13 protein-coding genes are annotated in these 12,665 nt (G+C 54.0%); 11 read left to right on the top strand and 2 right to left on the bottom strand.

The genetic code is table 11. The features are described 5' to 3' along the window. Positions 1-90 precede the first annotated feature (90 nt). From CZ787_RS02720 to tatC, 8 genes are all read left to right on the top strand, one after another. On the top strand, positions 91-474 hold the full coding sequence (locus tag CZ787_RS02720) for a gamma-butyrobetaine hydroxylase-like domain-containing protein (RefSeq protein ID WP_087105923.1): 384 nt from the start codon (positions 91-93) through the stop codon (positions 472-474). A gap of 197 nt (positions 475-671) precedes the next feature. Then, positions 672-1,427: a bifunctional demethylmenaquinone methyltransferase/2-methoxy-6-polyprenyl-1,4-benzoquinol methylase UbiE gene (ubiE, locus tag CZ787_RS02715; RefSeq protein WP_087105921.1), complete on the top strand. Its 756-nt coding sequence runs from the start codon at positions 672-674 to the stop codon at positions 1,425-1,427. A 40-nt stretch (positions 1,428-1,467) separates the two neighbouring features. Beyond that, a complete protein-coding gene (locus CZ787_RS02710; protein WP_087105919.1) occupies positions 1,468-2,127 on the top strand; it encodes a ubiquinone biosynthesis accessory factor UbiJ in 660 nt (219 codons plus the stop codon). Continuing rightward, on the top strand, positions 2,124-3,746 hold the full coding sequence (gene ubiB / locus CZ787_RS02705; RefSeq protein ID WP_087105916.1) for a ubiquinone biosynthesis regulatory protein kinase UbiB: 1,623 nt from the start codon (positions 2,124-2,126) through the stop codon (positions 3,744-3,746). Before CZ787_RS02710 ends, ubiB begins: the two co-directional genes overlap by 4 nt. An 84-nt stretch (positions 3,747-3,830) precedes the next feature. After that, positions 3,831-4,190, top strand: a complete 360-nt coding sequence (locus CZ787_RS02700; RefSeq protein WP_087105914.1) for a phosphoribosyl-ATP diphosphatase — start codon at positions 3,831-3,833, stop codon at positions 4,188-4,190. Between the two features lie 36 nt (positions 4,191-4,226). Next, positions 4,227-4,493: a Sec-independent protein translocase subunit TatA gene (gene tatA / locus CZ787_RS02695; protein WP_087105912.1), complete on the top strand. Its 267-nt coding sequence runs from the start codon at positions 4,227-4,229 to the stop codon at positions 4,491-4,493. A 3-nt stretch (positions 4,494-4,496) separates the two neighbouring features. Beyond that, a complete protein-coding gene (gene tatB, locus CZ787_RS02690) occupies positions 4,497-4,928 on the top strand; it encodes a Sec-independent protein translocase protein TatB (RefSeq protein WP_087105910.1) in 432 nt (143 codons plus the stop codon). Next, positions 4,925-5,707 (top strand): twin-arginine translocase subunit TatC, encoded by a 783-nt coding sequence (gene tatC / locus CZ787_RS02685; RefSeq protein WP_087105907.1) that lies wholly within the window; start codon positions 4,925-4,927, stop codon positions 5,705-5,707. The genes tatB and tatC overlap by 4 nt, the downstream gene beginning before the upstream one ends. A 119-nt stretch (positions 5,708-5,826) precedes the next feature. Here the strand turns inward: tatC and elbB are convergent, their stop codons facing one another. Continuing rightward, the gene (gene elbB / locus CZ787_RS02680; protein ID WP_087105904.1) at positions 5,827-6,486 is read right to left on the bottom strand and encodes an isoprenoid biosynthesis glyoxalase ElbB; all 660 of its coding nucleotides are present in this window, start codon (positions 6,484-6,486) and stop codon (positions 5,827-5,829) included. Positions 6,487-6,658: 172 nt separating this feature from the next. Here elbB and hemB point away from each other — a divergent pair, with 172 nt between their 5' ends. The 3 genes from hemB (at position 6,659) to CZ787_RS02665 (ending at position 11,101) form a co-directional block, all read left to right on the top strand. Further along, positions 6,659-7,672: a porphobilinogen synthase gene (hemB, locus tag CZ787_RS02675; RefSeq protein WP_087105902.1), complete on the top strand. Its 1,014-nt coding sequence runs from the start codon at positions 6,659-6,661 to the stop codon at positions 7,670-7,672. Between the two features lie 121 nt (positions 7,673-7,793). Beyond that, a complete protein-coding gene (gene ppk1 / locus CZ787_RS02670) occupies positions 7,794-9,986 on the top strand; it encodes a polyphosphate kinase 1 (RefSeq protein WP_087105900.1) in 2,193 nt (730 codons plus the stop codon). 176 nt (positions 9,987-10,162) lie between these two features. Next, the gene (locus CZ787_RS02665) at positions 10,163-11,101 is read left to right on the top strand and encodes a LysR family transcriptional regulator (protein ID WP_087105898.1); all 939 of its coding nucleotides are present in this window, start codon (positions 10,163-10,165) and stop codon (positions 11,099-11,101) included. Here CZ787_RS02665 and CZ787_RS02660 read toward each other — a convergent pair. Next, positions 11,064-12,659 (bottom strand): ATP-binding protein, encoded by a 1,596-nt coding sequence (locus CZ787_RS02660; protein WP_087105896.1) that lies wholly within the window; start codon positions 12,657-12,659, stop codon positions 11,064-11,066. The two genes, CZ787_RS02665 and CZ787_RS02660, sit on opposite strands and share 38 nt — an antisense overlap. Positions 12,660-12,665: the final 6 nt, after the last annotated feature.

The raw sequence follows: 12,665 nt of genomic DNA, 5'->3' as shown, positions 1-12,665 counted from the left end.
ATCGCTTAAATCGCTTGCCCACTGATGCCTGTTTCAATGGGGCGCAGAAGGTGGGCAAGCTATCTCGGCAATGAGCCAAGAGGTTTGTGCATGAACGCTCCCGCCCCCAACCGGGTCCACTACCATAAAAAGGCCCGCGAACTTGAACTTGGCTATGCCAGCGGTGAGAGCTTCCGGCTGTCGATAGAGTTTTTGCGGGTTTACTCGCCCTCTGCGGAGGTACGTGGTCATGGCGGTGATACCGCTGTACTTCAAGTCGGTAAAAAGGAGGTTGGGCTACAAAACATCGTCCAGACAGGCAACTATGCGCTACAGATTTACTTTGATGACGGGCATAGCAGCGGCATTTATAGCTGGGAATATCTGTTTGAACTCGCCACGCATCAAAAAGCCTATTGGGAGAACTACCTGCAGCGGCTAAAAGAAGCCGGTGCATCGCGCGAGCCGGCAGGTATTCAATTCAAGCAGCTGTGATTCGAGAATCGAGAAGCATGATTCAAGAACCATGCTTCAAGAACCATAACCCAAGAACCAAACTCAAAAACCATGACCCAGCGCATCCGACCAGGCGCAGACAAATTGGGGCAGACAAGGCTACAATATCGCCAACCTTTTTATACGACGGCCATTTGGTCGATTGTTACCGCCTCAAACTCGGGAGCTAAAGCCCCATGAGCCCCACGGAAAAGCGCACCACCGATTTTGGTTATCAAGAAGTCCCGGTCGACGAGAAAGCATCGCGTGTAGCGGATGTATTCCACTCTGTCGCCGCCCGTTACGACGTTATGAACGACTTAATGTCGATGGGCATCCACCGTGTATGGAAACGCTTCACCATTGAGCGTGCGGGCGTTCGCCCCGGCCACCACGTTTTAGATATCGCGGGTGGTACCGGTGATTTAACCCTTAAGTTCTCACGTATTGTCGGCCCGCGCGGCAAAGTCATTCTTGCCGACATCAACGCCTCCATGCTGAAGGTTGGCCGCGATAAGCTGATGGATAATGGCGTCGGTGGCAATGTTGAATACGTTCAGGCCAACGCTGAGTGCTTGCCCTTCCCTGACAATAGCTTTGACTGTATTACGATTGCGTTTGGCTTGCGGAATGTGACCAACAAAGACGCCGCACTACGCTCCATGGCCCGCGTGCTAAAGCCGGGTGGCCGCTTGCTGGTGCTGGAGTTCTCCAAGCCCAATAACCCGCTGCTTTCTAAAGCCTACGATGAGTACTCTTTCCGCCTGCTGCCTAAAATGGGCGAGCTTGTCGCCGGAGACGGCGAAAGCTACCGCTATTTGGCGGAGTCTATTCGCATGCACCCGAACCAGGAAACGCTTAAAGCGATGATGGAAGCAGCGGGCCTTGAGCGGGTGGAGTACTCCAATCTGACAGGCGGCATTGTGGCCTTGCACCGCGGCATTAAGTTATGACGTTATCGTCGATAGTGGTATCAACGATCACGAGGTCAGCATGCTGTTAACCCCGACACTTGTGTTGGCCGGTTGTGAACGTACGCTTAATGCCCTGCTCGCTCGCGACCCTGCCGCACCGGCTCGCTTAGCGGCCCTGGCGGGCAGTCGGCTTTTGGTGCGTTTGGAAAAGCCACATCTGCAGCTGGTACTGCATTACCATTTGGCGGGTATTGACCTACTCCGTGGCGATGACGTAGACGAAGCCGATGTCGACGCAGTGGTAGAACTCACGCCTGAAACCTTCTCTGAATGGATCAGCGGCGCCTCCATTGAGCGGCTCATGTTTGACGGAAAGCTCGCGGTGCGCGGACGCCTTCATCTGCTGGAGGCTACCCGCGACCTGCTGTTTGACCTGGATATCGACTGGGAAGCCGAGCTTGCCAATTGGTTGGGCGATATCCCCGCTCACTCGTTGGCCGAAGGCGTGCGCCGCCTGACGCGCTGGGGGCTGCGTACCAAGAATGAGCTTCTTCAGGATGTCTCAGAGTATGTATTTGAAGAAGCGCGTTTACTGCCAGGCCGCCAGCAGCGTGACGTGCTGCGTGACCACTTAACCGAACTTGAAGTGGCAACTGACCGTTTGGAAGCCCGCTTTAACCGACTCCATCGCCGTCTGGTGCGTGACTCATCGCTTGCCTCACAGGAGCCGTCGGCATGAGCCTGCGTCTGTTCAAAATTCTTTGGGTTATTGCGCGCCATCGGCTAGACACTCTGATTCCCATGGAGCGGCTGCCGTTTTGGCTGCGAGCGCTTTTATGGTTTTCGCCGCTGCAGCTTTTTTCGGTTGGTCATCGCAGTCGTGGCGAACGATTGCGCCTGGCACTGGAAGCACTGGGGCCTATTTTTATCAAATTTGGCCAGATGCTCTCCACGCGTCGCGACCTGTTGCCCGATGATGTCGCCAACGAACTTAGACGCCTACAGGATCAGGTGCCGCCCTTTCCGGCCGAACTTGCCGCCGCCCGGGTCGAAAAAGAGCTGGAGATGTCACTTGAGGTAGCGTTCGCTGAATTCGAGCAGGCGCCGCTTGCCTCGGCATCCATCGCTCAAGTACATGCGGCCAAGCTACACACCGGCGAAGAGGTGGTGGTTAAAATCATCCGCCCCGGTATCGACCGCATCATGCGCCAGGACATGGCGCTGATGTATCAGGTTGCCAAACTGTTTGCCAAGGTGCCCGAAGCCCGCAGACTACGCCCGGTAGAAGTGATTCGCGACTATGAGGCCACGCTATTCGACGAACTGGACCTTTATAAAGAAGCGGCCAACACCTCACAGCTCAAGCGTAACTTCAAGGATTCACCGCTGCTGTTTGTACCGACTATTTATTGGCCTTTCACACGTCGATACGTGATGGTTCAGGAGCGCATTCGCGGTGTGCCCGTCGCGGATATGGAGACGCTGACTGCCCGCGGGGTCAACTTAAAGAAACTCGCTGAGCGCGGCGTAGAGCTCTTTTTTACCCAGGTATTTCGCGACAACTTCTTCCATGCGGATATGCACCCGGGTAATATTTTTGTTAATTGCGATAATCCCGAAGATCCTCAATACATTGCGATCGACTGTGGGATTGTGGGCAGTTTGACCCGCGAGGATCAGGACTATCTCGCGCGTAACCTTTTGGCGTTTTTCCATCAAGACTATTATGAAGTCGCCGCGCTGCACATCGAGTCTGGCTGGGTGGGCGAAGATACTCGAGCGAATGAGTTTGCCGCGGCAATCCGCACCGTTTGCGAGCCGATCCTTGAAAAGCCTTTAAAAGACATTTCCTTTGGCCAAGTACTGTTAGGGCTTTTTCAAACAGCTCGGCGCTTTAATATGGAAGTCCAGCCTCAGTTGGTACTGCTGCAAAAGACGCTGCTCAATATTGAAGGCCTTGGCCGCCAGCTCTATCCGGAGCTTGATCTGTGGAGCACTGCCAAGCCCTATCTTGAACAGTGGATGAAAGACCGCGCGGGCATTAGCGGGCTGTGGGAGTCGCTAAAGCGCCAAGCGCCTGAGCTTTCTCATCAGTTGCCTGAACTGCCAGTGCTTGCCCACCAGGCGCTGACCCGGATGGAAGTTGAGCATCGCCAGCGCCACCAACAGGTCGACTCGATTCATCACATGCAGCGCCAAATGGCGGATCAAGGAAAACGCCATCACCGCTTACGGATTGGCCTGCTCTTGGTAGCGATTGCACTGGCCTGGCAGCCGCTTGCCAGTTGGGCCGCTACTCAGGATTGGCCGATTTTAGGCGCAGCCGCCATTGGCTTGCTGCTACTGTTATGGCAATAGCGTTGTTATAAACGTGGTTGGACGTTCACACGTGGTGGGACTTTCACTAACGAATGATGATGCTCACTGTTGTAAAGGAGACTCATGAATACCCCTTTAACGTCTAATCACGCCCCCGTGCTGGACACCCTCGCCGAGGTACTAAAGCAGCGGCGCAGCGCCTCTTCTGAAGATTCTTATGTTGCCTCCTTGCATCATAAGGGTTTGAACAAGATACTCGAAAAAGTGGGTGAAGAAGCCACCGAGACGCTGCTTGCCGCAAAGGATGCAGAACACGGCAGTCCCGAGCAGCGCCAGGCATTGGTCTCGGAAACCGCCGACCTCTGGTTCCATACACTGGTCATGCTCTCTCACCTGGAGCTGGATCATCAGGATGTGTTAAACGAGTTGGCGCGGCGCTTTGGCATTTCCGGTCATGACGAGAAAGCCGCACGTACGCCATAATCAATAACACGCATTTGAATTAACGAGGATACGCATATGTTAGGTGGCATCAGTATTTGGCAGCTGCTAATTGTCTTAGGCATCATTATTTTAATCTTCGGCACCAAGAAGCTACGCAATGTGGGCACCGACCTGGGCGGCGCGATTAAAGGCTTTAAAAAAGCGGTGCATGAAGACGATAAAGACGACGAAAAGAAAGACGTCGAGCCCCCGCACGCCAAGGTTAGCCACGAAGAACCTGGCAACACTTATGACGTTCAGGCCGAAGAAAATCGCAAGGCCCGTAACGAAGAGCCCAAATAATTTATGTTGGATATCGGCTTTCTTGAACTGATGCTTGTCGGTGTCGTGGGACTACTGGTACTTGGCCCTGAGCGCCTCCCTCGGGCGGCGCGTACGGCAGGCCTTTGGGTTGGTAAAATCAAGCGCACGATATCCGGAATGCAGCGCGAAATTAGCGCGCAGCTTGAAGCAGAAGAGCTGCGCCAAACGCTGAACGAACAGCAAAAGACCATTAACGATAGTCTGAAGAATGCTAAAAAAGACGTTGAGAGTATTCTCGACGCTCCCTCCTCGCGCAGCACTTCTTCATCGGCAAGCCAGAGCGAAACGGAGCAACGTGTAGCCCAGGCAAGCGCCCAATTGGATGAAGCGCAGCGGGAAGTGAACGAAGCGGCGTCCCATACCTCCAACGAGCCCTTAAAGGCGACCTCTAAAAAGGATAGTCAGAATCCATGAGTACCCCTGGCGACGCTCGGGAACCCCAGAACGATCATCAGCAGACCCCATTGATTGAGCATTTGATTGAGCTTCGCATGCGCCTTGTCCGCGCGGTGGTGGTCATTTTAGTGGTTTTTCTGGGCCTTTATGCTTTTGCCAATGATATCTATGGCTTTGTGGCCGAGCCGCTGATGGCTCTGCTACCGCCGGGTTCGCAGATGATTGCGACCGAAGTAGCCTCGCCCTTTCTGGCGCCCTTTAAGCTAACTTTGGTGGTCGCCGTTTTTATCGCTATACCCTTTGTACTGCATCAGGCATGGGCGTTTATCGCGCCAGGGCTATACGACAATGAAAAAGCCTTGGCCATCCCTATTCTGGTCTCAAGCATTGGGCTTTTTTACGCGGGAGCGGCTTTTGCCTACTATGTGGTATTTCCGCTGTTGTTTGCCTTTTTCACCCAGGCCGGGCCTGAAAACGTCACGGTCATGACCGATATTAACCAGTACCTGAACTTTGTACTGAAGCTCTTTTTCGCCTTTGGCGTGGCATTTGAAATCCCCATTGCGACATTTTTGTTAATCCTGTCGGGCGCCACCAGCGTAGAGAGCCTTTCCAAAAAGCGGCCCTATATTTTCCTGGGCTGCTTTGTCATAGGGATGCTGCTAACGCCGCCAGATGTGGTATCACAAAGCCTGTTGGCACTGCCCATGTATCTGCTTTACGAGGTAGGCTTGCTGTTTGGTCGCCTGGTGCGCAAGCGGCGTGATGAGCAAGCCACCGAAGAGCAGGAGCCGTAAACGGCGCTTCTACCACCAGAAAACCCACCGCATCGTTATTTACGCTATCAACGCGTTAAAAAGCCTCTGTCATTATTCATGACAGAGGCTTTTGTTATAACCGCCGCGTGTACCGCCTATTAGTCCATCATTTCGTCAATGCGATCCACCAGCTTGGAAATACCTGTAGCGGCTTCACTGATACGGGTTGCCAGCATATAGGCGGGCGTGGTGACCACTCGGTGTTCCAAGTCGATCACGATTTCATCCACTGCGCAGCTGCGATGCAGGCCACCCATGGCACTGATAGCCCCCGACACACTTGGGTCATGGCCCACGGTAACCGCAACACCCTCACCCAAAAGCCGTGGCACCAACACCGGCGCAATACACATTAAACCAATCGGCTTTTCCTCTTCCCGAAAGCCAGAAAGCGCGTCTTTTAGCGCCTCCAACACCTGCATGCCGTCCCCTGCGCTTGCAAAGTCAGACAAATTCTTCGCCACGCCAAACCCACCCGGCACAATGACCGCATCAAACTCATCGGCCTTTAGCTCAGTAATCGGCTGGATGTCGCCACGCGCAAGGCGCGCTGACTCCTGAAGCACGTTGCGTGACTCACCTTCTACGGCTTCCTGAGTGAGGTGGTTAACGACATGATGTTGCTCAATATCGGGCGCAAAGCAGCGATAACCAATGCCCAACTGGTCCAAACGCAACAGCGTTAACGTGGTTTCATAAATTTCAGAACCATCAAAAACGCCACAACCCGCTAATACCACTGCCACCTGTTTGGTCATGTCTATCTCCCTTATCGCAGTGTCTGCCGAATGCAATACAGCAAAGCAATCGCTCACTTTAGTCAGTGTGGCGGTTTGCCACAAGACGGCTTTCGCCGTAAGACATGCCTGATATACTCAATCCAAGCCTATGGGCATCTTTATTTATGACCCTTTATTACGGAGAGATCTCTTGAGCACACTCACTCCTCGCCAGTTTCCCAGCACTCGGCTGCGCCGCATGCGCCGCGATGACTTTTCCCGTAGGTTGATGCAGGAAGTGACCCTGACACCGTCTGATTTAATCTTGCCGGTGTTTGTTTTAGAGGGTGAAAATCAGCGTGAAGCCATTGCTTCCATGCCCGGCGTTGAGCGCCTGTCGATTGATTTATTGATTGAACAAGCCAAGGAAGCGTTTGCATTAGGTATTCCCGCGCTGGCGCTCTTCCCTGTGGTAGGTACCGAACAGAAAAGCGAGCTTGCCGAAGAGTCTTATAATGCCAACGGGCTGGTTCAGCGCAGCGTGCGCGCGCTTAAAGAGGCGCTGCCTGAGCTGGGCATTATTACCGATGTCGCCCTGGACCCTTACACCAGTCACGGCCAGGACGGTATTTTAGATGAGCAAGGCTACGTTCAGAACGACCGCACGGTAGAAACACTGCTTAAGCAGGCGCTTTCCCATGCTGAAGCCGGGGCGGACGTTGTCGCGCCTTCAGACATGATGGATGGTCGCATTGGCGCCATCCGCCAAGTACTGGAGCAAGAACTTCTGCACAATGTCCGGATCATGGCCTACAGCGCCAAATACGCGTCCAAATACTACGGCCCGTTTCGTGACGCGGTCGGCTCGGCGGCCAATCTAGGCAAGGCCGACAAGCGTACCTACCAGATGGACCCGGCCAATAGCGATGAAGCGCTGCACGAAGTGGCCATGGATATCAGTGAAGGGGCCGATATGGTCATGGTGAAACCCGGCATGCCCTATCTGGACGTGGTGCATCGGGTTAAAAACGAGCTTAAAGTGCCCACCTTTGCCTATCAGGTAAGTGGTGAATACGCCATGCACCGCGCCGCGTTCGATAACGGCTGGCTGGAAGCCGAGCCGGTGATTCTAGAATCACTAATGTGCTTTAAACGTGCCGGAGCCGACGGTATCTTGACCTATTTTGCCCTGGAAGCCGCTCGCCTATTGCAGAACCAACGCTAGAAGCCCGCGCTCAAGATGACAGATATATGACATTTATCTGTCATCTTTCTCCCGCATACTGCTTTGAACGGCAGGTATCACGCTATGCTAGTTTGAAGCCATTAATGCGGGGGAGCCTTATATGGACGATCACGTTACACCATCTACAGCGCTATCACTTAGCGAACCACCCAACGTCGAAATTGATGGTTTACCGTTACGCATTAATCGTACGCCCAACGGTGTGCATGCCAAGGATGCCATTAGTGAAACCGACCTGGACGACCCCCAACTCTATTTAAATCGCGAGCTTTCCCACCTTCAATTTAATATTCGCGTCCTGGAACAGGCACTGGACGATGCACATCCACTGCTTAATCGACTGATGTTCCTGCTTATTTTCTCATCCAACATGGATGAGTTTTTTGAAATTCGCGTGGCAGGTTTAAAACACCAGATGGCCATGGGCGATGATACGACAGCGGCCGATGGCCGTTTGCCCAAAGCGGTGCTTGCTGAAATTTCCGACATTGCCCATCAGCAGATCGCCCGTCAGTATAAAATTCTTAATGACACGCTGCTACCCGCCCTGGAGCAACAGGGCCTGCGTTTTCGGCGCCGCGCACAGTGGACTGAAGCGCAAAAGCAGTGGGTACATGAGAGGTTTAATAACGAGATCATGCCCGTCATCAGTCCGATTGGCCTTGATCCTTCGCACCCCTTCCCACGGCTGGTCAACAAGAGCCTTAACTTTATTGTTGAGTTGGAAGGTAAAGATGCCTTTGGCCGCGCGGGTGGCATGGCCATTCTTCCTGCCCCTCGCTCGCTCCCGCGTTTAATGGCGCTTCCCAAAGAGCTCTGCGCCGAAGGCTACTCTGAATATATCTTCCTCTCCTCCATGATTCACGCCCATGCTGAGGAGCTATTTCCCGGTATGCGCGTACGCGGCTGCTACCAGTTCCGATTGACGCGCAACGCCGACATGACCGTCGATCCGGAAGAGGTTTCTGACTTGGCCTCGGCGCTGCGAGGCGAGCTGCTGGCCCGCCGCTATGGCAGAGGCGTACGCTTGGAAGTCGCCGATAATTGCCCGGACGACTTGACCAACTTTTTAATGCGCCAGTACGAGCTTGATGCCGAGGATCTCTATCGCGTTGAAGGGCCCGTCAATTTGACCCGCATGATGTCGGTGCTGGGAGACGTTGATCGCCCTGAACTGGTGTATCGCCCTTATACGCCCAGTGTGCCCAAGACGCTTAAAATCGGCTCCATGTTTGACTCGATTGCCAGGAACGATATTTTGCTTCATCACCCCTTCCAGTCGTTCTCACCTATTGAGGAACTACTGCGTGAGGCGGCTCGCGACCCAAACGTTCTGGCCATTAAACAGACGCTTTACCGCACCGGCGCCGAATCGCCTATTGTGAGCGCGCTGGTGGATGCCGCGAGTCAAGGTAAGGAAGTAACCGTCGTTATCGAGCTACGCGCACGGTTTGATGAAGCGGATAACCTGCAGCTTGCCTCACGCCTACAGGAAGCCGGGGCCATCGTTATTTACGGCATTATGGCGTATAAAACCCACGCCAAGATGCTGCATATTGTCCGGCGTGAAAAGGGCGAGCTGCGCCACTACGCGCACATGGGCACGGGCAACTATCACTCTAAAACCGCCAAGCTTTACACCGACTACAGTCTGTTAACCGCCAACAAAGCGCTATGTGCCGATGTGCATAAGGTCTTCCAGCAGCTTTCAGGGATGGGCCGGGCGCGTAAAATTGATACGCTGCTGCACGCACCGTTTACGCTGCATGAGCGTTTGGTGGAGATGATTGACCGTGAAGCGCAGCTGGCACAAAAGGGCAAACGCGGGCATATCATTATCAAGTGTAATTCACTCACCGAGCCCAAGCTGATTAAAGCGCTTTACCGCGCCTCTCAAGCAGGTGTTGAGTGCGATTTGATTATTCGTGGCATGTGCTGCCTAAGACCCAATCTTCCGGGTATTTCTGAAAACATTCGTGTGCGCTCGATTATTGGCCGTTTTCTGGAGCACACCCGGGTATTCCACTTCCATAACGACGGTAAATCGGAAACCTGGTGTTCAAGCGCTGACTTTATGTCGCGCAACATGTTCCACCGGGTAGAAACCTGCTTTCCGCTGTTGGATAAAAAGCTCGCCACCCGAGTGCGTAAAGACCTGGAAACCTACCTGGTCGATAACTGCCAGAGCTGGCTGTTGCAAAGCGATGGCTCCTATCGCTTGCAGGACCCCGGCGATGGCGATGCGATCAGTGCTCAGGAAACTCTGCTTTACGCTTTCGCATCCAAAAGCTAGCACATATGTGCATGACCGGAAAAATCCAGTAAGCGCAGTAATGCCGTTAATAAGCGGCTTTACTGCTGGCAAGCACGCTTCTCACACTTTTAAACTCATGCAAAGACGCCTACGCCAATAGCCAAGTACATGAGAGACTGTCATGATAAATCCTTTCAAATTGAAAGATATTATCCATGATTGAGTTACGCCACCTACGCACACTGCTTGCCCTACGTGAAACGGGATCACTGGTGGAGGCCGCCGAACGGGTTCACCTTACCCAGTCGGCCCTTTCGCACCAGCTCAAAGACCTGGAAGGCCGGGTTAACAGCCCGCTTTTTGTGCGTAAAACACGGCCCGCCGAGTTTACTCGGGCAGGTTTACGGCTATTAGCCCTGGCCGACCAGATACTTCCGGAAGTGCGTAAAGCCGAACGCGACGTGGCCCGGCTGGCGGGGACCGAGCAGGGGCGGCTGCACATGGCCATTGAGTGCCACAGCTGCTTTCAATGGCTAATGCCTACCGTCGATTACTTCCGCGACCACTGGCCGGAAGTGGAAATTGATATTCCCAGCGGCCATCACTTTGACCCGCTACCTGCGCTGGCACGCGAGCAGCTGGATCTGGTCATTACCGCCGACCCTCAGGCACTGGAGGGTGTTCACTATGCGCCGCTGTTTCGCTATGAAGGGCTTTTGGCCGTAGCGCGTCAGCACGCTTATGCAGGGAAGCTCTTTATTGAGCCTCAAGCCCTGGCAGACCAAACGCTGATCACCTACCCCGTAGAGCAGGCGCGCCTGGATGTGTTTACTCAATTTTTAGACCCGGCGAACGTACGCCCTCAGGAAATTCGCACCGCCGAACTTACCATCATGATGATGCAGTTGGTTGCCAGCGGCCGAGGCGTATGTGCCCTGCCCAACTGGGCGCTAACGGAGTATCTGGAGCGCGATTACGTCAGTGCCGTTAAGCTGGGTGAAAACGGCATTTGGAGCACGCTGTATGCGGCCGTTCGGGAAGAGACGCTGGAAGCGCCTTGGATGCAGGATTTTCTACGTACCGCACGTGAAACCTCGTTTGCCGTACTCTCAGGCATTAAACCAGCGACTCACGACGAGGAACCAGCAACGTAAAGCGTGCGCCACCCAACGCAGGGCTGGTATCCACGGTTACGCTGCCGCCGTGGCCCGCCATAATCTTTTGCACGATGGAAAGGCCTAAGCCGTAGCCTCCCAGGCTGCGGGCCCGACTATCGTCCAGCCGAGTAAACGGCTTAAAAATATCCACGCGGGCATCTGCCGGAATACCTGGGCCGTCATCCTCAACATCAATACGCACCAGTTGATCTTCGCTCCAAAGCCGGATAATAAGGTGTTTTTTGCCATAGCGGCAGGCGTTACCCACTAGGTTTTGCAGCGCCCTCTGTAAATAGCGGGGCTCGGCTAAAAGTTCAATATCCGGCCCATCCGCCAGTTCAATAGTAAGCCCTTCATTGAGTGGCGCCAGCGTATCAATCACACGTTCGGCCATTGCCCGGCAGTCCACCAGCGCCATTTCAAGCTCGGCCCCGTTCACCGTTTCACCGCCCAGGCGAGCATAGGTAAGGATTTCATCCACCAGCTCGTCAAGCTCTGAAATATCGGCATCGATTCCCTGCAACTGGCGCCGAATAGCGGGCTGATCAGTCATATCCTCAACCATCTGTACGGCAAAACGAATACGTGCCACCGGCGTGCGAAGCTCATGGGAGACCGCACGAATCATCTCTTGCTGGCCACGCAGCAGCGTTTGCACTTGGCTTGCCATGCCGTTAAACGCCATGCCTAATCGGCCCAGAAAGTCGTCACTTTCTATTTTTACGCGCGTTTCAAGACGGCCGCTGGCAATGCGGGTAGCCGCCAGTTCAAGGCGCGCCATACGTGCTTCGATGCTGCGCATAATCAGATAGATAATTAAACCCAGCACAGCCATGACACCAATCAACAGCGGCAATTGTAAATTCATGGGCAGCGTATCACCGCGCGAGACAGGACCGGCCATTAACCAGACGTCTTCATCGGGCAGTTGATAAAGCAGGCTAACGGCCAGTTTTTCGGATACGAGCAGCGTTAATACGTTGCCTAACGCCAGTTGGCGTTGCTGTTGAGACGTTATGTTATCGGGCAGCGTATTAAGCAAAGTGAGCGGCCAGTTGCCGGAACGCAGCGACGTCAGGTTGGCTTCTCGCTCGTCACTCGGCAAGGCTTTTAGCCACTCGCCCAGCAACAGGATGCTGCCCTCCCATTGGCGGTCGCTCCAGGCAGGCAGGGTCGCTTCCAAAAACCATTGGCTTTCAGGCACTCGCTGACGGAGACGCCAAGGATCTTCAGTCACTAATACGCTACCACGCTCAATACGTTTACCAGCGAAGTAGCCAAGCTCTACCTCACTCATACGCCGCAAAGTAAGCTGCATACCCAGCCGCTCGGCAAAGTAATTAACCAACGAATTTCTTTCTTCTTCGGAGACATCGGCCAGTTGCTGAGTCATTAATGACATGGGCAGCGCTGCAAGCTGCTCGTGGTAATCCTCACGCCGTACTTGTTCAATAAAAGAGCGGCCGCCGAGCGCTATGAGCAGTACGACACAAAGCGCCAAGCCTAGCAGTAGATAGAATTTTAAAAACGCGCTATGGCTAAGCAGCCGCTGCATAAATCC

This window comes from Halomonas citrativorans (assembly GCF_900163645.1).
GTDB lineage: Bacteria > Pseudomonadota > Gammaproteobacteria > Pseudomonadales > Halomonadaceae > Vreelandella > Vreelandella citrativorans.
The sequence above is the reverse complement of the archived record's forward strand: the minus strand, read 5'-3'. Positions and strand labels throughout refer to the sequence as shown.

Coding starts and splice junctions, on each gene's coding strand:
- CZ787_RS02720 (WP_087105923.1), top strand. CDS start 91: ATGAACGCTCCCGCCCCCAACCGGGTCCACTACCATAAAAAGGCCCGC.
- ubiE (WP_087105921.1), top strand. CDS start 672: ATGAGCCCCACGGAAAAGCGCACCACCGATTTTGGTTATCAAGAAGTC.
- CZ787_RS02710 (WP_087105919.1), top strand. CDS start 1,468: ATGCTGTTAACCCCGACACTTGTGTTGGCCGGTTGTGAACGTACGCTT.
- ubiB (WP_087105916.1), top strand. CDS start 2,124: ATGAGCCTGCGTCTGTTCAAAATTCTTTGGGTTATTGCGCGCCATCGG.
- CZ787_RS02700 (WP_087105914.1), top strand. CDS start 3,831: ATGAATACCCCTTTAACGTCTAATCACGCCCCCGTGCTGGACACCCTC.
- tatA (WP_087105912.1), top strand. CDS start 4,227: ATGTTAGGTGGCATCAGTATTTGGCAGCTGCTAATTGTCTTAGGCATC.
- tatB (WP_087105910.1), top strand. CDS start 4,497: ATGTTGGATATCGGCTTTCTTGAACTGATGCTTGTCGGTGTCGTGGGA.
- tatC (WP_087105907.1), top strand. CDS start 4,925: ATGAGTACCCCTGGCGACGCTCGGGAACCCCAGAACGATCATCAGCAG.
- elbB (WP_087105904.1), bottom strand. CDS start 6,486: ATGACCAAACAGGTGGCAGTGGTATTAGCGGGTTGTGGCGTTTTTGAT.
- ppk1 (WP_087105900.1), top strand. CDS start 7,794: ATGGACGATCACGTTACACCATCTACAGCGCTATCACTTAGCGAACCA.
- CZ787_RS02665 (WP_087105898.1), top strand. CDS start 10,163: ATGATTGAGTTACGCCACCTACGCACACTGCTTGCCCTACGTGAAACG.
- CZ787_RS02660 (WP_087105896.1), bottom strand. CDS start 12,659: ATGCAGCGGCTGCTTAGCCATAGCGCGTTTTTAAAATTCTATCTACTG.